The 16,910-nt window shown below is 67.3% G+C and carries 17 protein-coding genes and 1 riboswitch; of the genes, 9 read left to right on the top strand and 8 right to left on the bottom strand.

Features of this window, described 5'->3' with window-relative positions; all coding sequences use genetic code 11:
* Nucleotides 1-220 precede the first annotated feature (220 nt).
* Genes EV641_RS13890 through EV641_RS13875 form a run of 4 tightly spaced genes read left to right on the top strand, consistent with a single transcriptional unit; the run spans nt 221 to nt 4,225 of the window.
* A complete protein-coding gene (locus EV641_RS13890) occupies nt 221-1,288 on the top strand; it encodes an ABC transporter substrate-binding protein (protein WP_132472364.1) in 1,068 nt (355 codons plus the stop codon).
* Nucleotides 1,285-2,145, top strand: a complete 861-nt coding sequence (locus EV641_RS13885; RefSeq protein ID WP_054715595.1) for an ABC transporter permease — start codon at nt 1,285-1,287, stop codon at nt 2,143-2,145. Before EV641_RS13890 ends, EV641_RS13885 begins: the two co-directional genes overlap by 4 nt.
* A complete protein-coding gene (locus EV641_RS13880; RefSeq protein ID WP_054715598.1) occupies nt 2,121-2,858 on the top strand; it encodes an ABC transporter ATP-binding protein in 738 nt (245 codons plus the stop codon). The genes EV641_RS13885 and EV641_RS13880 overlap by 25 nt, the downstream gene beginning before the upstream one ends.
* Entirely contained in the window at nt 2,858-4,225 is a 1,368-nt protein-coding gene (locus tag EV641_RS13875; protein ID WP_132472362.1) for an LLM class flavin-dependent oxidoreductase, read from the top strand. Before EV641_RS13880 ends, EV641_RS13875 begins: the two co-directional genes overlap by 1 nt.
* Nucleotides 4,226-4,241: 16 nt before the next feature.
* Here EV641_RS13875 and EV641_RS13870 read toward each other — a convergent pair whose 3' ends face one another.
* Nucleotides 4,242-6,518 carry a helicase-associated domain-containing protein gene (locus EV641_RS13870; protein WP_132472360.1) on the bottom strand — a complete coding sequence of 759 codons (2,277 nt, stop codon included), beginning with the start codon at nt 6,516-6,518 and terminating at the stop codon, nt 4,242-4,244.
* A 60-nt stretch (nt 6,519-6,578) separates the two neighbouring features.
* On the opposite strand from EV641_RS13870, the gene EV641_RS13865 reads away from it, so the two are divergent.
* Nucleotides 6,579-6,767: a hypothetical protein gene (locus tag EV641_RS13865; protein ID WP_132472358.1), complete on the top strand. Its 189-nt coding sequence runs from the start codon at nt 6,579-6,581 to the stop codon at nt 6,765-6,767.
* A 100-nt stretch (nt 6,768-6,867) separates the two neighbouring features.
* Here the strand turns inward: EV641_RS13865 and EV641_RS13860 are convergent, their stop codons facing one another.
* The 3 genes from EV641_RS13860 to EV641_RS13850 form a co-directional block, all read right to left on the bottom strand.
* Nucleotides 6,868-7,455, bottom strand: a complete 588-nt coding sequence (locus tag EV641_RS13860; protein ID WP_132472356.1) for a transglycosylase family protein — start codon at nt 7,453-7,455, stop codon at nt 6,868-6,870.
* Between the two features lie 9 nt (nt 7,456-7,464).
* A riboswitch (cyclic di-AMP (ydaO/yuaA leader) is annotated at nt 7,465-7,706 on the bottom strand.
* 218 nt (nt 7,707-7,924) lie between these two features.
* Entirely contained in the window at nt 7,925-8,317 is a 393-nt protein-coding gene (locus EV641_RS13855; protein ID WP_054716918.1) for a YccF domain-containing protein, read from the bottom strand.
* The gene (locus EV641_RS13850) at nt 8,314-8,556 is read right to left on the bottom strand and encodes a hypothetical protein (protein WP_054716914.1); all 243 of its coding nucleotides are present in this window, start codon (nt 8,554-8,556) and stop codon (nt 8,314-8,316) included. Before EV641_RS13850 ends, EV641_RS13855 begins: the two co-directional genes overlap by 4 nt.
* Nucleotides 8,557-8,710: 154 nt before the next feature.
* Between EV641_RS13850 and EV641_RS30150 the strand changes: the two genes are divergently transcribed.
* Nucleotides 8,711-9,121 carry a cold-shock protein gene (locus EV641_RS30150; protein WP_199233254.1) on the top strand — a complete coding sequence of 137 codons (411 nt, stop codon included), beginning with the start codon at nt 8,711-8,713 and terminating at the stop codon, nt 9,119-9,121.
* A 93-nt stretch (nt 9,122-9,214) separates the two neighbouring features.
* On the opposite strand, the gene EV641_RS13840 is transcribed toward EV641_RS30150, so the two are convergent.
* From EV641_RS13840 to EV641_RS13830, 3 genes are all read right to left on the bottom strand, one after another.
* Complete coding sequence (locus tag EV641_RS13840) at nt 9,215-9,709, bottom strand: DUF2771 domain-containing protein (RefSeq protein ID WP_054716912.1); 495 nt, start codon at nt 9,707-9,709, stop codon at nt 9,215-9,217.
* Entirely contained in the window at nt 9,706-11,439 is a 1,734-nt protein-coding gene (locus EV641_RS13835) for an MFS transporter (RefSeq protein WP_132472354.1), read from the bottom strand. The genes EV641_RS13840 and EV641_RS13835 overlap by 4 nt, the downstream gene beginning before the upstream one ends.
* Before the next feature lie 70 nt (nt 11,440-11,509).
* The gene (locus EV641_RS13830; protein WP_054716909.1) at nt 11,510-12,301 is read right to left on the bottom strand and encodes a glutaminyl-peptide cyclotransferase; all 792 of its coding nucleotides are present in this window, start codon (nt 12,299-12,301) and stop codon (nt 11,510-11,512) included.
* A gap of 104 nt (nt 12,302-12,405) precedes the next feature.
* On the opposite strand from EV641_RS13830, the gene EV641_RS13825 reads away from it, so the two are divergent.
* Genes EV641_RS13825 through EV641_RS13815 form a run of 3 tightly spaced genes read left to right on the top strand, consistent with a single transcriptional unit; the run spans nt 12,406 to nt 16,581 of the window.
* On the top strand, nt 12,406-13,272 hold the full coding sequence (locus EV641_RS13825) for a DUF3027 domain-containing protein (RefSeq protein WP_241997199.1): 867 nt from the start codon (nt 12,406-12,408) through the stop codon (nt 13,270-13,272).
* Between the two features lies 1 nt (nt 13,273).
* A complete protein-coding gene (locus EV641_RS13820) occupies nt 13,274-16,036 on the top strand; it encodes an ATP-binding protein (RefSeq protein ID WP_132472350.1) in 2,763 nt (920 codons plus the stop codon).
* Nucleotides 16,033-16,581, top strand: coding sequence for a phosphatase PAP2 family protein (locus EV641_RS13815; protein WP_054716963.1), 549 nt, complete (start codon nt 16,033-16,035; stop codon nt 16,579-16,581). The genes EV641_RS13820 and EV641_RS13815 overlap by 4 nt, the downstream gene beginning before the upstream one ends.
* A 26-nt stretch (nt 16,582-16,607) precedes the next feature.
* On the opposite strand, the gene EV641_RS13810 is transcribed toward EV641_RS13815, so the two are convergent.
* Complete coding sequence (locus EV641_RS13810; protein ID WP_132472348.1) at nt 16,608-16,856, bottom strand: DUF2530 domain-containing protein; 249 nt, start codon at nt 16,854-16,856, stop codon at nt 16,608-16,610.
* Nucleotides 16,857-16,910: the final 54 nt, after the last annotated feature.

Below are 16,910 nucleotides of genomic sequence, written 5' to 3'. Positions count from 1 at the left end.
CGCGGGCTTCTTGAGTGTTTTTCCCTTGTCGGCCATTGTCGCTCCTCGTTTCGAAGTGGCAATTACTCAACAGCACCACACCATACGTCAAATTCCAGAAAAATCCAGTTTGCGAAAAAAGGGGACTTAAGTTCACGCAGCGCCTATCCATGGTTCGGGGGCGATCCCCGCGGTTAGCGTGCCCGTCACACGATCCACACACCGACCTTCGGGGGACCAGATGCCATTTGCTGTACTCGGCCGCGCTCGAAAAGCGCGGGACGCACTCGCGGTTGCCGCGGTAGCGAGCCTTGTGCTCGCCGGCTGCGCCACCGGCTCGGGAGGGGGCGGCCTCGCGGCAGATGCACCGATTCCTGACGACGTGCCTGCCGGTACCTCGTTGAGCGTCGCCACCAGGGTCGCCAAGGCACAACTGGAGGCCTCCGGTCTGATCGACGAGCTGGGATTCACTGTGTCGGACTGGCCGACAGTCACAGCGGGCCCCGACGTCATCCAGGGGTTCCGGGGTGACGCGATCGATCTTGCGACCAACGCCGCAGTGCCCCCGATACAGGCCGCCGCCACCGGCTTCGATGCCAAGATCGTCGCGGTAAAAGAGAAGGACAAGGCTCAGTACGAGCTCGCGACGTCACCCGGTTCGGATGTGGAGTCGCTCGACGATCTGCGAGGTAGGAAGATCGCGGTCTCGCCCGGGCAAGCGCAGGGCGTCGTCGTGCTCCGGACATTGAAGACTCTCGGGATCGGATTCGACAAAGTGGAGATCGTCGAGCTGCCCAGCACTCAGTTCCTCACCGCGCTCCAATCCGGGCAGGTCGACGTGGCGCCCCTGAGCGAGCCGTCGCTGACCAAGTACCTCGACGAGTACGGCGACGAGGGTGCGCGTGGCATCGTCACACCGGAGGTGGATGCGCTGTCGGTGCTTTGGGCCCCGGTCTCGGTGCTCGAAGATCCCGCGAAGGCCGCCGCGATCAAGTCGTTCATCCCGCTATGGGCGCAGGGCGAGGTGTGGGCCTGGGAGAACCCCGACGAGTGGACTCAGGCGTACTACGTCGATTCCGAAGGCGTGTCGTTCGAGGACGGCAAGCGCATCATCGACTCGGTCGGTCAGGAGCCGCGGTATCCCTCGTCGTGGGACTACGCCATCCAGTGGACACAGGAGACCGCAGACATTCTCGCCGAGGGCGGCTGGTTCTCCGAGATCGATGCTGAAGATCTGTTCGACCGCAGGTTCGAAACCGTTGCCTACGAATCTGTTCCGGAAATCTACCGCGTAGGAGCGGATTCATGACCGAAACACTGATCAAGCCGCCGGGCATCCGACCGGACACGGTCGCACACGAACCCGTGGCGGTCGGCGGAATCCGACCGATCCGAAGACTGGGTCTTCGCAAAGCATTCCCGTTCTCCCGTATGACCGGTGTGGTGATTCTGCTCGCAGTCTGGGCGATCGGATCGGCTGCGGGATTGATCGACGAGCGCAAACTGTCGGCGCCGTGGACCGTCGTGTCCACTGCAGTCGACCTCATCTCCGATGGTGTCCTGCAACAGCATGTCCTGACCTCGCTGGGCCGGGCAGGCCTCGGCTTCGTGATCGGTGTGGTCATCGGTACGGCGCTGGCCCTGGCGTCCGGCCTCACCCGCACGGGTGAAGCGCTGATCGACGGGCCCGTACAGGTCAAGCGTGCGATTCCGACACTCGGCCTGATTCCGCTGCTGATCCTGTGGCTCGGCATCGGTGAGACTTTCAAGATCACGATCATCGCGCTGGGTGTCGTCGTGCACATGTACATCCAGACACACAACTCGCTGACCGCCATCGACCAGCGGTACGTCGAACTCTCCGAGGTCCTGAGGCTCTCCCGCGCCGCATTCATCCGCAAGGTCGTGTTGCCCGGTGCCCTGCCCGGGTTCTTTCTCGGACTTCGGTTGTCCGTCACGGGGGCGTGGCTCACGCTCATCGTGGTCGAGGGCATCAACGCCGTCACCGGCCTGGGCAAGATGATGTACAACGCGCAGAACTACGGTCAGTCCGACGTCATCCTGGTCGGTCTCGTCGTCTACGCGGTGTTCGGCTTGCTCTCCGATGCCGGATTGCGCGCACTCGAGCGGCGTGCGCTCGCCTGGCGGAAGACGCTCGGCGGATGAGCGCGGTACAGATCCGGGGCCTGATCCGCGGTTTCGGCGACAGGCATGTCCTCGACGAACTCGACCTCGACATTCCCGATGGACAGTTCGTGGCACTGCTCGGCAAGAGCGGATCCGGCAAGTCCACGTTGCTGCGCGCACTTGCGGGCCTCGACTACGACGTCGAGGTCCACGGTGGAACTCTTTCTGTTCCCGAAGAGATTTCGGTCGCCTTCCAGGATTCGAGACTGCTTCCATGGCTCCGCGTGCTCGACAACGTGACACTCGGGCTCGGTCACAACGGCCGGGAGAAAGGAAGTGCACTTCTCGCCGAAGTGGGTCTGACCGGTCGCGAGGCTGCGTGGCCGCTCGACCTGTCGGGCGGTGAGCAACAGCGGGTCGCGTTGGCTCGTGCCCTCGTGCGAGACCCCAGGCTTCTGCTTGCCGACGAGCCGTTCGGCGCCTTGGACGCGCTGACGCGCATCAAGATGCACGGCCTCCTCGACCAGCTGATCGAAAGGCACCGGCCCACCGTCCTGCTCGTCACCCACGATGTGGACGAAGCGATCGTGCTCGCAGACCGCGTCGTGGTGCTGCGCGAGGGGCGAATCGAGGTCGACAGGATCATCGACCTTCCGAAGCCCCGATCCTTCGACGATCCAGGCTTTCGTGAGATCAGAGACACCCTTCTCGGCGCGCTCGGCGTCGAAACCCTTTCACACCAGGAGAATTGATGACAAGTACGCCTGAGTCCCGCACGCTTCACCTCAACGCATTCCTGATGCCGATCGGCCATCACGAGGCCGCGTGGCGACTTCCCGAGAGCGACCCGAACGCGAACCTCGATATCGGCCATTACATCTCGCTGGCCCAGACCGCCGAGCGCGGGAAGTTCGACTCGGTGTTCCTTGCCGACAGCCCCGTTCTGATGGGCGTTCCCGAGCGGCGCCCCTCGGGCAAGCTCGAACCGACGATCATCCTGACGGCCATCGGAGCAGCGACGTCGAAGATCGGTTTGATCGCAACGGCGTCGACGAGCTACAACGAGCCCTACAACCTCGCCCGTCGCTTCGCGTCCCTCGACATCGTGAGCGGGGGACGGGCCGGCTGGAACATCGTCACCACCGCTGGCGACGACGCGGCTCGCAATTTCGGACTCGATGGTGTGCCCGCCCACAAGACCCGCTACCAGCGCGCCGCGGAGTTCGTCGAGGTCTCCACGAAACTGTGGGACAGCTGGGAGGACGACGCGATCGTTGCCGACAAGGACTCTGCGGTCCACTCCGATTCGGCGAAGGTCCACCGGTTCGACCACGAGGGGGAGTTCTTCAAGGTTGCAGGACCGCTCAATGTCCCCCGGTCGCCGCAAGGATATCCGTTGCTCGTGCAGGCCGGATCATCGGAGAACGGTAAGGACTTCGCCGCGCTCTACTCGGAGGCGATCTTCACGGCACAGCCCACCTTCGAGGAAGGCAAGGCCTTCTACGACGACGTCAAGGACCGGGTCGCGAAGGTCGGACGCAATCCCGACCAGGTGCTCATCCTCCCGGGCATCGTGCCCGTCATCGGCGACACGGAGGAGCACGCCCGCGAGCTCGATGCCGAACTTGCGCGGCTCATCTCACCGGAGTACGCGCGGGCGCAGCTTGCCGAGCGTTTCGGGCTTGCGCCCGAGGAGCTCGATCTCGACCGAGAACTGCCGGAGGACCTTCCGTCGGAGGACGAGATCGAGGGTGCCAAGAGCCGTTACACGCTGATCGTGCAGCTCGCCCGGCGCGAGAATCTGACGGTGCGCGAGCTGATCGCGCGACTCGGTGGCGGTCGCGGGCACCGCACCTTCGCCGGCACCGCCGAGCAGGTCGCCGACACGATCGAGCACTGGTTCCGCAGCGGCGCCGCCGACGGATTCAACATCATGCCGGCGGTGTTGCCGTCCGGTCTCGAGCTGTTCGTCGACCGCGTTGTGCCGATCCTGCAGGAGCGTGGACTGTTCCGTACCGACTACACCGAGACGACCCTGCGTGGCCACTACGGACTTCCGCGCCCCGACAACCAGTTCGTGGTCGACGCGAACATACGAGTGACGGCGTCTGCCACGTAAACAGCAAGCGGCAGGTTCAGTCCACGAGTGCGACCGACGAGACGCGGTGGAGCACGAAACTACGGACCGAACCGGTCGTGGGATCGAACGCCTCGAGCTGCCCGCCCGCGACACTGACCGGATCGACGATGCGCCGGGTCGCCGTGCCCTGCGCATCCACGTAGCCGAGGGTCACGCTGCGCTTGGCGTGCACCGCCAGCTGTAGCAGCGCCATCGTGGCGGCTCCGCCTGTGCGGCTGCCGTCTCCGCGTACCGGTGTGCTCGCCGGGGCGGAGGCGGCACGATCGCCCGCACGCAGGGTGCGTACGAGCGTCTCGAGCTGTTCGTCGTTGGGCGGCATGGGCCCGGCGTATCGGGGACGCGACCGCGGCACGACCAGCCGTGCGCCGCGAGGGCGCAGATCCAGTACCGCACCCGACGCATCCTCTCCCGCCGGTGCGAAGCCGGCTTCCCTGAGCGAGGTGAGCACCTCTGCGAGGGGTGCCTGTGAGATGGCGACCGTCGGCGCGACTGCACGCAACGCCAACGTTGCGGCGACCGGCGCCGCAAGCACCTCCGCGAGCAGCGCGGGATCGTCGGCGCGCACGAACGACGACGCGATACCGGCGCGCAGGCGCCCGTGTCGGCGCGCCACGTCGTCGATCAAGTACGTCAGCGATTGGGGGACGGGGGTGCGCGAGTGAGCCGAGAACAGCGCGTGCAGTTCGCCTGCGCCGACGCCCGAGTCGAGCGCGCGGCGCACGCTGCCCTCGCTGATCCGGTAGACGGTGGCGGCGCCGGCCGATTCGACGTCGGCGACGAGTGCGACCCGCGCGGCCAGTTCCGGGACGAGGGGGCCCGGGGCGACGACGGTGAGGTCCGCCTGGACGAGAACGTAATCGACAGGTTCGGGGAGCGCGTTCGCCATCTCGGTGTCGGCGTCGCCGCCGTGGATCAGGGCCTTACCGGGGGAGCTGAGGTTGTCGTGGGCAACCAGCGCGAGTGCGGTCGCCTCGCGGATCGTCTCGGTCACCGTCTCGTGGCCGAAGTGGCCGGCCGACCGGGGTCGACGCCATGCCACGATGGCCTGCACTTCGGCTGTGGACGGCGTGACGTGGTCGGCCAGGACCTCGAGGAGCAGTCTGCGGTCGTAGGCCGCGGTAGGAGAGTTCACCTCGTCGGACAGCGCTGCGATCGGCTTGTCGTTCTGGTCGCGGCGCCCGATCAGCCACGGTCGACGCGGTGCGTCGAGCCACGCACCGGCGAGCACCGCCCAGCGGTGCGCGGTGTGTGCGGTGAGCCATCCGTCGGCCGAGGTGGTGGGAGCCCAATAGTCGTCGATGTCGCCGGGTGGGGCGGGGTCGGGATTTCCTCGCGCGATGAGTCCCGCCGCCGCGAGCACCTCGACGAGTAATGCGGTGTGGTCATCGGTGAGGTCGAGGGCTTTTGCGAGCCGGTGGAGTTCGCGGACCCCCAGGCCGCCGGAGCGCAGCGCGGGGGCGGGCTGCCGGCCCAGCGCGGTGATCAGGTCCTCGCAGTGGCGCAGCAGTTCCAGGGCGGCACCGGCGGCGGTGCTGTTGGTATCGGGGGCAGCCTTGGTGCTCGCCTTGAAACTCGGCGGAGTCAGCGATGCCGGATCGAACGGTGCTTCACCGCGCATGGCTTGCCCGACCCGGTGGGGAAGCTCGACGGTTTCGTCGTCGATGCGGGTGAGCAACCCGGCTGCCAGGAGCTTCTGGACGGGACGAGTCTCGTCGGAGCCCGGAGCGGCGTCGCGGGTGCGCCCGATGGGCGATGTACGTGCCAGGGTGTCGAGAATGCTGCGCTGTGCGGGATCGAGCTCGGCGAGGACCACATCGAGCTCGTCGCGGGTGAACGCGTCCGTCTCGGGTGTGCGTCCGACCCGCCACGGCACGGCTTCCACGGCGGCCGCGACGAGACGCAGACCGTCGGGGGTGTCCCACACCAGGAGGACGGAGCGCAGCCGGTCGAGAATCCGATCGACGGCCTTTGCGGTGATGCGTCCCCGCAGATCGTCGACGAGAGTCTTCCTCGCTACCCCGTCGTCGACGGCCCCGAGCCGGGCCAGTGCCTCGATGATCCCGAACTCGGCGGTGGTGAAGTCGTTCGCTGTGCGGAACACCGACGCGCGTTGGCGCGCGCGATTCGCGAGCACGCTCATCGTTGCGGGTGGGGGCACCACCAGATCGGGTCTCGAGCGCAGGAGAGCAACGAGTTCCGTGTCGCGGCGATCGGACAGCCACCGGGCGAGCGAGTCCGATCCGGTGTCGGGGGCGGGCGTGGTGGGTGTCATCCGGTCCAGATTAGAGACCTGAGATGGCCTGAGACGAACTCACCTGCCAAAATGAGGGTCATGGCTGACAAATCGAAGAACCTCTACGTCGATCGCGGATGGCCGGAGTTGGCAGATGGCGACCATGCGGTCACCGAACTGTCGTCGACGCGTTCGGGTCCGCTTTCCCCGTACGGCGAGGACGCCGTGTTCCCGGTCCCGGCGGACGAGCTTCCGTACACGCACCCGCGCACCGTCATCAACCGCTGAGTTCCTCGACATCGACTCTTCCTCGACTGTCACACTCCCGACAACGAAGAACCCCGCACCGAATCCGGTGCGGGGTTCTTGTTTGTAGCTGGTGTGCTGCCTACTGGGGCAGGACTGCGCGGACCGCGTCGAGGACGGCGGGGTCGAGCGCGATACCGGCGGCCTGCAGCGCATCGACGCCCTGCTCGAAGCCGTCGATGATGCCCTGGGCCTCGGCAGGCAGTGCCGGAGCGTCGGAGAGCTGCGGAACCTGACGGTTCTCGGTGACCGGTGCGGGCGTGGACTGAGCGGGAGCGCTCGGGGCGTCACGCTGGGTCGGAGCGCTGGACAGCCCCAGGCTCGAGGAGCAGGACGGCCATGCGCCCCAGCCCTGGCCTGCGAGGACGCGCTCGGCGACGGCGATCTGCTGGTCGCGGCTGGCCTGGTTGGCGGTGGGTGCGTATTCCTGGCCGCCGTAGGCGTTCCAGGTGCTCGGCGAGAACTGCAGGCCGCCGTGGTAGCCGTTGCCGGTGGCGATGGCCCAGTTGCCGCCGGACTCGCACTGTGCGAGGCGGTCCCAATCGGAGTCGGGGGCTGCGGCGGCGGTGCCGCTGAAGGCAACACCGGTGACGCCGAGGACGGCGCCGGTCAGCGCGAACTTCGCGACGGTCCGGCCGGTGTTGGTGGGCTTGCGATGGCGTCCGCTCATGTCGGTTCCGTTTCCTCTCCGCACGCGCCTACGAGGTCAGCTGTCGGGTTCGGACTGAAGAGGTAGTCCGGCCGTTGCGCTCGTCGAGCGTTCCGGCTTCACCCCAAGGCCTGCCGCGTGAGCGGCGGGCCGGGCCTCCGAGGAAGCGACCGGCGGGGCCGGGTGCTTCCGAGGGAGACCGGTTGGGTCCCCCGTTTCCTGTCCCTCGTGGATCGTTTGTCGGGATAACCGGACTTCCGCGGGACAGGAATTTGGCGCGGCGGGCCCGGGTTGGTTGGACCAGGCGGTCCGACCGATGACGACGGTAACGGTTCGGGTGGGCGAGTGTCACCAATTGATAACGCACGACCGTTTGCGGGCCCGCGGCTGTGCTGGGGCTATGTCACGCCGAATTCGCTGGTAGTCGCGCGAGTAGACCCTCAAAGCCGTTTCGAGCCGTCGCTGTTATCAGCTCGTTACGTGATTAAGGTCACATGTAAGTCGGGCGCGCGTCGACAGGAACGATGTCCTTCCCGAGCGGCATCAGGGAGATCGGGATCATCTTCAGGTTCGCGATCGCGAGCGGAATGCCGATGATCGTGATGGCCATGGCGATCGCTGTCGTGATGTGTCCGAGGGCCAGCCAGATGCCGGCGACTACGATCCAGATCACATTCCCGATCAGGGAACCTGCCCCCGCGGTCGGCTTGTCGACCGTCGTCTTCCCGAACGGCCACAGTGCGTAGACGCCGATCCGGAACGACGCGATGCCGAACGGGATCGTGATGATGAGGATGCAGCAGATGATGCCGGCGAGGAAGTAGCCGAGTGCCAGCCACAGGCCGCCGAAAATCAGCCAGATGATGTTGAGAACTACCCTCATGAGCCGTTACCGCCCTTCGAGCGTCGACCCGACTGCAAGGCGAACGCGATGGCCAGCGCGAAGCCGAGCGGCCACGCGAGAGTGAGCAGGAACAGGACGAGGCCCGGCTTGCCGTCGGTGAGGGCCGGCGTCAGGAAGATCGCGACCACCGCCGCGATGCCTACGGCGAAGCACACGATAGCGGCGTTGAACAGGCCCTTGCGGGGCGCACGAGCAGAATCGGAAGAAGAGTTACCCACGGCGTCTACGGTAGTCGCCGGCGGTCGGGGGCGGTATGTGCGTCGGGGTACACTGAAACGCGTCTGCGCGTCCCGCTCGATGAGTTTGGGGCGCGTTGTTTTGCATGTCCATATCGTGCCCTCGGGCACGGCCGTCCAGGAGCAGGTGAGCGCGGTGCCGACCGGCAAGGTGAAATGGTACGACGTCGAGAAGGGCTTCGGCTTCCTGTCTCAGGATGAAGGCGAGGACGTCTACGTGCGCGCGTCGGCCCTCCCGGAGGGCGTCGAGAGCCTCAAAGCGGGCCAGCGCGTCGAATTCGGGATGGCTGTCGGTCGTCGCGGACCCCAGGCGCTCAAGGTCGAATTGCTCGAGAAGCCGTCGCTGCGGCAGCAGGCCGGGCGGCGTGAGGCAACGGCGCGTGAGCGACGCTCACCCGACGAGTTGCACGGCATGGTCGAGGACATGATCAAGCTCCTCGAGGTCGCGATCCAGCCCGATCTGCAGCGTGGTCGCTACCCGGACCGCAAGGCGGGGCAGCGGATCTCCGAGGTCATGCGCGCTATCGCCCGCGAGCTCGATCACTGAGACAGACCACCGGGACAAAGTGGAATGCCGTATCCGATCGAATCGGATACGGCATTCCGCTCTTGCGACCTCGAGGACCTGGAGGGAGTGGGCTCAGAACGTCTGGACGGCCCACACGGCGTGAGCGATCGGCTCGCCCGCTTCGTCCACCACCGCGGAGGGCAGCTGGACCTCCACACCGAGCAACTGCAGAGTCGGATCGCTCGGCACGGTGATCGCGCTCCGCTGGCCCGGCTCGACCATGATGCCGTCGAGGAACGTCTCACCCGTCTGGAGATCGCCGTACACGGCGATCAGACGCCACGGTGCGTCGGAGATCTCCGACGGCAGCGACAACTGAAGCGGATATCCGGCTCGGACGGAGAGCTGGGTGATGGGATTCTCGACGCAGTCCTCCAGGTTGACGTTGCAATGCTGTGTCGGGGACACCGTGACCGAGTTGCCGTCTCCGTAGGCGGTGATCTCGGGCAGTCGCGGCTCGGCCGAGTCGACGAGTGCCCACACCACTGCGCCGATACCCACGGCGGCCACCACCAGGACTACCGCGATCAGCGCGATCGCCTTCTTCGTCCGGGCTTGCAGATTCATCGGCTCCCATTTCGTGTCGGCTGCCCGTCCGCGCGCCTTCGGCGCTCGTCGGCAGTGTCGGTGGAGGCATGCTCGGGCCTCCTGCCACCCAGGCCGGGCAGCAACGTCTTTCCACGGTAGGTGAGCAGGGTCTGGGTGAAACCGAGAACCAGCACCACCGTCACCACCGAGAATCCGATCCACAGCTCGGTGGGCAGCAGAACCCCCATGGCGCCGCCCAGAACCCAGCTCAGCTGAAGGACGGTTTCCGACCGGCCGAATCCGGATGCGATGGATTCCTCGGGCAGGTCCTGCTGTAGCGAGGCATCCAGCGACACCTTCGCCAGCGCACTGGCACATGCGGCGACCAACGCGGCGAACGCGGCGGCGAGCACGTTGTCGGTCGCGGCGACGATCGCCGCCACGATGACCGCGGCAGCAGCACATCTCACGATGATGAGAGCGGGCCGCCCCAGAGCCATCCGCGCACCGGTCGCGTTCCCCGCGAAGTTACCGATCGCGGCGGCAGCACCGACGAGACCCAGCATCGCCGCCTGCATGAGCGGTGATTGCTCGGTGGCGCTCTTCGCCACGAACGCGATGAACAGGGTGAGGAAGCCGGTGAGCACACGGATGGTGCCGTTGCCCCACAGTCCTGTGACGACTGTGCGGCCGAGTGGATACCGACGCTTGCCGTTGGTGGTGATCACCTCGGTCTTCGTATCGAGCACCTCGGTGCGGGCATCGGATCCGTGGTACTTCAGCGTCGCGGGCACCTCGCCCTCGGTGACCTCGACCCATGCCGGGATCCGCATGCTCAGATACGCGCCGAAGACGGTGATCGCGGCGCACAGCCACAGAGCACCGGCCGAATCGAACGCCCACGCCGCCGCGCCGGCGATCGCGCCGGCACCGAGTGTGCCTCCGACCAGGCCGAACACGGTGAGTCTGGAGTTGACACGCACGAGGTCTATCTCAGGTGGCAGCACACGAGGCGTGACCGCGGATTTGAGTACCGCGAAGGATTTGCTGAGCACCATCATCGCCAGCGCCGCGGGATACAACGCCCAACTGTCGAAGTTGAAGATCAAGATGACGGCGAGGACGGTCCGCAACCCGAACGACGTCGCCAGCGCCACGCGACGGCCGTGCTGGAGTCGATCCAGGAGCGGACCGATCAACGGAGCGATGACGGCGAACGGCGCGATCGTGATGAGCAGATACAACGCGACCTTCGTCTTGTCCTCACCGGTCGCGGCGGAGAAGAACAGCGTGTTCGCCAAGGCCACCGCCATCGCGGCGTCGGCGGCGAAATTCGCCATGGTCGCGTACGTCAGTGCCGTGAGACCGGACTTGTCGGCGCCATCGGCGGTCGCGGCGCGACGGAAAGTAGCGATGCCCTTGTGAGTGAGCTCCCGGCTTCGGAATGCCGCGACCCGCGTCACCGTGAGCTTGCGGGGCATCCGCGGTGCGCGGGGCCCCCTGTTGTCACTCGACCGGCTGTTGTCGCCCGACCGGTCGTCCTCGGGGTCGGACGAATCCTTCGACGGCCCGGAGCCCTTCGCTGCCGCGCGTGCGTCCGTGCCTTCCGGGCCCGAGCGCTGTGACTCGTCTATCGGATGCAATGGCGGCAGCGGTGTGCGGCGCGCTGAGACGCGGCGCGGCGGCGGATAGTTGCTGTACCCCGGATGCCGAGAGCCCGGGGCACGATCGTCCGCCTTGTCGGCAGGTCGCTCTTCCCGTTCGGTCACCCTTCGATTCTTCACCACTGCGCAGCGGTTGTGGAGTCGGGCCGGTCGTCGTGTTGCTCGCTGTGCCGAGTCACGGGACGAACCGGACTTCGAACAGCGTCGGCCACAACTTGCCCGTCACGAGGAAACGGTCCGTGCCCGGGATGTGGGCGATCCCGTTCAAGACGTCGACATCGTCCCGATCGGCGTCGGAGAGCCGGTCGAGCAGCGCGGACGCGTCGATCGTTGCGCCGACCCGACCGGACTCGGGGTCGATCCGCACGATCTCCTCGGTCTTCCACACATTCGCGTAGACGACGCCGTCGTCGGTGCATTCGAGCTCGTTCAGGTTCGACACCGCACGACCGTTGCGATGGACAGTGACCCGCCCCAGCTCGGCGAACGTGTCGCGGTCCCTGAACGTCAGGTCCGCGGAGCCATCGCTCATCACCAGGCGATCGGGCTGGTCGCACAGACCCCAGCCCTCACCGTCGTACTCGATCCGGCGTCGCTCCGCGAGGCTGTCGCGGTCGCGGACGAACGCCACACCGTCCTTCCATGTGAGCTGCCACACCGCCCCGTCGGTAACAGTGATGCCCTCGCCGAACATGTCGTCGGGGAGCGGCACCCGGGTGCGTTCGGTGGGTGCGTCGAGTGGGCGAGCCGACACCCACGACGACCCCTCGCGCCCGGTGCCCTCGAACAGTTCACCGTCATCCACTTCGAGACCCTGGGTGAACGCCGCCGGATCGTGGGGATGCTCCGCGACGATCTCGACGCGTAGTTCGTCTGCCGGCGGCCCGGGTTCGTCGACAACGGTGTCGCTGCAACCCGCGGTCAGCAGGGTGAGGGCGAGCGCGAAGGTGGCCGGTCGACGCTTCATGAGTCCATCTTCCTGTTGTCTTCGACGGTTTCTTCTCGGCCGTCTCATGTGTCTTCTCATGGCCGGGCACCACGCCGGGGCATCGGTCCGGCACAATGGTGCTCGTGAGCGTTGCATCTTCTGCCGTTGCCCCCGGAACGGTTCCTTCGGTGGATCCGGCCGTCCGATCGGTGCTCGCTGAGGCCGTGGAGGTCGCACGGGCTGCCCTGAACGAGCTCGGAGAGGGTGTCGTCGGCGCCTATCTGGGCGTCACCGCCGAGGACGAATGCGCAGCAACACACCGCTTCGCAGCCGACCTGGCCGGATATCACGGCTGGCAGTGGGCCGTCGTGGTGGCCGCGGCGCCCGAATCCGACCACGTCACCGTCAGTGAACTCGTATTGCTGCCGGGCCCCGAATCGTTGGTCGCACCCGTTTGGGTGCCGTGGAACGAACGGATCCGGCCCGGCGACCTGGGCCCCGGCGACCTGCTGGCTCCCACACCGAACGACGAGCGGCTCGTGCCGGGCTACACCGCCTCCGGCGATCCCGACGTCGACGAGACTGCCGGTGAGATCGGGCTCGGCCGCAAGCAGGTGATGAGCCTCGAAGGTCGGCTCGACGCAGCGCAGCGGTGGTTCGACGGCGAGTACGGCCCCCACTCGGAGATGGCCAAGGCCGCACCGTCGACGTGCATGCTGTGCGGGTTCTATCTGCCGCTGGCGGGATCGCTGCGGGCAGCGTTCGGTGTGTGCGGAAACGAATTCGCCGCCGACGGTCATGTCGTGCACGCCGAATTCGGGTGCGGTGCGCACTCCGATACCACCCTGCCCACCGGTGCGGGTTCGCCGCAGTTCGATGCGTACGACGACGGGGCGGTCGAGATCGTCGAGCTTCCTGCCGTCGCTGCAGAGCGCACGGAGAACGCCACTGCGGAGCAGACCGAGGCCACTGCCGCAACCGAGAACGCACAGTCGGAACAGACCGACTGACGTGCACGTCTCCGACACCGCGGATCCGTTCGGCACCGCGGCGCTACGCGACGGTCTCGTAGCCGCGTGGCGATCGTCGCCGACGCGTCTGCGGGAGGACGTCGCTACCGAAGCGGATCTCGTCCGTACCGGATACCGCGACCGGGTTCTGACCGAACTGGCACAGAACGCGGCCGACGCTGCGAGTCGTGCCGGAATCCCGGGCACGCTGCGGGTGTGGCGGGTCGGAACCTGCCTGCACATCGCCAACACCGGAGCGCCCCTCGATGAAACCGGTGTCCAGGCACTGACTGCGTTGCGTGCGTCGAGCAAGACCGGTGGCGTGGGGAGATTCGGTGTCGGATTCACCGCGGTCCTCGCGATTTCCGATGAGGTGGAGGTGCGGTCGCGTACCGGGTCCGTCAGGTTCTCCGCTGCACAGACCCGCGATGTCCTGGACGAGCACGGATTGGCCGTACCCGACGGCAGTGTGCCGACACTGCGCTTGGCATGGCCGAGCACGACCCCGCCGCCCGCTGGGAGCGACACCGAGGTGGTGCTCGACGTCCGTTTCGGAATCGATGCCGAGACGCTGCTCGACGATTTCCGCCGTGAGGCGATCGATCTGCTGCTCGAATTGCCCGCACTGCAGACGATCGTCATCGACGAGGACGAGTTCGTCCGTACCGAGAGCGTTCTCGAGTCCGGGCTGAGGGAACTACGCATCGGAGATCACTACTGGTGGGAGCATCGCGGAGCTTCGGCCCGATGGCTCGTGCCCGTCGTCGACGGCGTGGTCCGGCCGGTCGGCGATGACGTGCTCCGCGCGCCCACCCGGTCGGACGAGGAACTGTCGTTGCCGGCGCTCGTCGTCGCCGACGTTCCGATGCAACCGGACCGCCGGCGGATGCTGCCGGGTGCGCCGGTCGAGCATCTCGTTCAGGGATACGCCGACTTCGTCGCGTCGTTGCCCGGCGATCAGCGACTCGTGCTGGTGCCGACACCGGGTTTCGCGCGCAGCGAGGTCGACGGACGCATCCGGGAAGCGCTGTTCGAGGAGCTACGGAGCAATCGATGGCTCCCTGCGGCCGACGGCGGAGACGATCTGTCGCCGGACCGCGCGGCGGCGCTGACCGGACTCGACGATGCCCTGGCCGAAGCACTCGACGAGGTCGTTCCCGGCCTGATCTCCCCGGCGCTGTGTTCACCGCGCCACGCGGCGGCGCTCGCTTCCGTCGACGTGCATCGCATCGGTCTCGCTCGGGTCGCCGATCTGCTCGCCGGACATTCGCGGGAACCGGCCTGGTGGCACCGGCTGTACCAGGCGCTGACACCGCTGGTCGTCGATGCCGTCACCGCGGAGGAGCTCGCGGCGCTCCCCGTGCCGCTGTCCGATGGACGGACCGTCACCGGCCCTCGGACCACGGTCCTGCACGATCTCGGCTCCGTCACGTTGCCGTGGGTGCGGCTGGTGCATCCCGACGCGGCGCACCCGTTGCTGACCCGGCTCGGCGCCGGCACCGTGACCGCCGAAGACCTGCTCGGCGATCCGGCGCTCGTCGCTGCCATCGACGATGTGCACCACGACCCCGACGACCAGTCGGCGGAGGACCTCGCCGCCGTCGTGTTGACGCTCGTCGCGAAGGTCCCGGCCGCGGCTGTGCCCCGTGAACTCGGGATGCTGCTGTTGCCCGACACGGAAGGTGAACTCGTCCCCGCAGACGAGCTTCTTCTCCCGGATGCGCCTCTCGCGGAGGTTCTCGTCGAGGATTCGCCCTTCGGCACGGTGGACGAGGGTCTCGTCGAGAAGTACGGCGCCGATGCGCTGCACGCGATCGGTGTCGGGTGGGGTTTCACCGTGTTGCGCGCCGAGCTACCGACCGGACCCGACCACGACCTGCCCGATGAGGACACCTGGTGGCACACCATCGGCACCGATCCCGAGACGCTCGTCGCGGTGCGCGATCTCGACCTCGTCGACGAGACCCGCTGGGACCGTGCCCTCGCGTTGCTCGCCGCGGAGCCCGACACCGCCGCGACACTCACCGACCGTGACGGCTACACCGCGTGGTGGCTGCGCAACTACGCCGTCCTGGGAGACCAGCCGCTGGGCCACCTCCGGTACGTGGATGACGCTGCCTTCGAGGGCCTGCTCGATCCGTGCACACACCCCGACGCGGGAGCGTTCCGCGCGTGCCTGGCCGGAACCGGGATCGACGATCCCCACCTCGCCGAGATCCTGCTCGATCGGCTGGCAGACCCGGGGCGTCGCCCCGACCCGGCCGCCGTCGTCGCCGCGCACGCCGCACTCGCGCGGGCCTACGCCACCGGAACCGTCGATCTCGACAGCGTGATCCTGCCCGCCGGGGTCCGTAGCCTGGCGGGGACCGTCGTCGATGCCGCAGAGGCACTCGTGGCCGACCTGCCGTGGTTCGCTTCGGTGATCCCGGCCGACCGGCTGGTCGTCGTCGACGACGCCGCTGCGGCCGCGCTCGCCGAACTCCTCGACATCGCCGCGGCGTCGGCCGTGATTTCCGGCGAACCGACCGGACCGGGCCGGGCTACGACCTGGCGGCGTGAACCGGACGCAGTCCTCGCTTCGGTGGCGTCGGGGCTGCCGTTGCCGGCGCGGCCACTGGTGGTGCACGAGCAGCTCGCAGTGCGCTGCACCGGCGCGATCACCGGCGACCGCGAGGTGCCGTGGTGGGTCGATGCGTCCGGCACCGTCCACTGCACGCGTCTCGGTCTGCCGGGCGCACTCGCCGGGTTGTCCCGAAGCTCGTGACGGTCGACGAAGCGACGCTCGACTGGGTCGTCGACATTCGCAGTCCGGAGCTCACCACGGCGATCACCGTGATCACTCATACCGGTGGCGGGGTCGCGAACGCAGTGATCGCCACGATTGCGGTGGTGCTCCTGCTGCGTGCATCCAGGCCGGCCGACGCGTTACTCGTCGGGGGAGCGGTGGCCACGGGATGGCCCGTGATGACGGCGATCAAGAATCTCGCCGTCCGGACGCGCCCGCCCGAGCCCGATCGGCTGATGGACCTCGCTACGTGGTCGTTCCCGTCTGGGCACGCGATGATGAGCGCGGTGATCGCGACGACCCTCGCGGCAGTCGCGATGCGGACCTGGCACCGGGGCGACCGCCGGAGAACCACAGCGATCGTCTGCCTCGGTGCCTACACGGTACTGGTGGGGCTGAGCCGCGTGTACCTCGCGGCGCACTGGTTGACCGACGTCCTCGCCGGGTGGATTCTCGGTGTCGGCTGGGCGTTGCTGTGGGTGTGGTTGATCACGTGGATACAAGGCAGGCGAGCACGCCGCTAGCTCCGTTGTTCGACCAACCGCTGTGCTCAGTCCAGGCCTACCTGGGCGCCCCGCCTCCCGCGGCGCGACGCCGACCTCTGAACCAGGAACAGAGTAGTTCCCAAGAGTCCCACGATGATTCCGGCGATACAGACGGGCAGTGCATCCGACCATCGGTCGCCGGTGAGCAGGACCACGAGCGCGGCGATCGTCCAGAACGCAGTCCCGAGTGCAAGTGCGGGCCGCGGATCGGCCAACAGGCGGATCCGCTCGGTGATCGTTTCGGTGTCTCTCACGAATTGCAGATTAGATCGTCGCCGCTGCAATAATCTTCACCCGTTGCGACGCAC

Source organism: Rhodococcus sp. SMB37 (assembly GCF_004345605.1).
GTDB lineage: Bacteria > Actinomycetota > Actinomycetes > Mycobacteriales > Mycobacteriaceae > Rhodococcus.
Note: the sequence above shows the minus strand (reverse complement) of the source record. Positions and strands in the feature narration are given on the sequence as shown.

What these genes read in the sequence shown, in the direction of transcription:
- EV641_RS13890 (WP_132472364.1), top strand. Translation starts at nt 221, where the DNA reads ATGCCATTTGCTGTACTCGGCCGCGCTCGAAAAGCGCGGGACGCACTC.
- EV641_RS13885 (WP_054715595.1), top strand. Translation starts at nt 1,285, where the DNA reads ATGACCGAAACACTGATCAAGCCGCCGGGCATCCGACCGGACACGGTC.
- EV641_RS13875 (WP_132472362.1), top strand. Translation starts at nt 2,858, where the DNA reads ATGACAAGTACGCCTGAGTCCCGCACGCTTCACCTCAACGCATTCCTG.
- EV641_RS13870 (WP_132472360.1), bottom strand. Translation starts at nt 6,518, where the DNA reads ATGACACCCACCACGCCCGCCCCCGACACCGGATCGGACTCGCTCGCC.
- EV641_RS13865 (WP_132472358.1), top strand. Translation starts at nt 6,579, where the DNA reads ATGGCTGACAAATCGAAGAACCTCTACGTCGATCGCGGATGGCCGGAG.
- EV641_RS13860 (WP_132472356.1), bottom strand. Translation starts at nt 7,455, where the DNA reads ATGAGCGGACGCCATCGCAAGCCCACCAACACCGGCCGGACCGTCGCG.
- EV641_RS13855 (WP_054716918.1), bottom strand. Translation starts at nt 8,317, where the DNA reads ATGAGGGTAGTTCTCAACATCATCTGGCTGATTTTCGGCGGCCTGTGG.
- EV641_RS13840 (WP_054716912.1), bottom strand. Translation starts at nt 9,709, where the DNA reads ATGAATCTGCAAGCCCGGACGAAGAAGGCGATCGCGCTGATCGCGGTA.
- EV641_RS13830 (WP_054716909.1), bottom strand. Translation starts at nt 12,301, where the DNA reads ATGAAGCGTCGACCGGCCACCTTCGCGCTCGCCCTCACCCTGCTGACC.